This is a genomic window from Pseudogemmobacter sp. TB195 (assembly GCF_058313095.1).
This window is the reverse complement of record NZ_JBZEGG010000242.1, coordinates 1-505: the sequence shown is the minus strand read 5'-3', so window position 1 is coordinate 505 and position 505 is coordinate 1. Positions and strand designations below refer to the sequence as shown.

Here is a 505-nt window from a genome sequence, read left to right as displayed (position 1 = left end):
CGCCAGATCGCCCAGCAGGATCCCTGGCACTACACCATCGCCCGCATGGTCGACGCCTGTCAGGCCAATGGCATCAAGGCGTTTTATGGCCCGTTCGGCGATTTCTCCGACGCGGAAGCCTGCGAGGCCCAGTTCCGCAACGCCTTCCTGCTCGGCTGCGCCGGCGCCTGGTCGCTGCATCCCTCCCAGATCGCCATCGCCAAGAACGTGTTCAGCCCCGACAAGGACGAGGTCGCCTTCGCGAAACGCATCCTTGAAGCGATGCCGGACGGCACTGGCGCCGTGCTGCTCGATGGCAAGATGCAGGACGACGCCACCTGGAAGCAGGCCAAGGTGATCGTTGATCTGGCGAAGATTGTCGCTTCGAAGGACAGCGACTACGCGGCCCTCTACGGCCTCTGAGCGCGGCGCCGTTTGCCTGCCCGGGCGCGCCCATGCGCCCGGGATGGGGCCGGCGCGGCCAGGTGGGCTCCACCATTGCCTGGACGTATTTTCCTGGCGCGTC

1 protein-coding gene is annotated in these 505 nt (G+C 66.3%); it reads left to right on the top strand.

From position 1 onward, the window contains the following. The coding region (locus tag AC4FS3_RS29585) for an HpcH/HpaI aldolase/citrate lyase family protein (RefSeq protein ID WP_491023512.1) at window positions 1-402 on the top strand (402 nt) is incomplete at its 5' end. Between the last annotated feature and the right edge of the window lie 103 nt (window positions 403-505).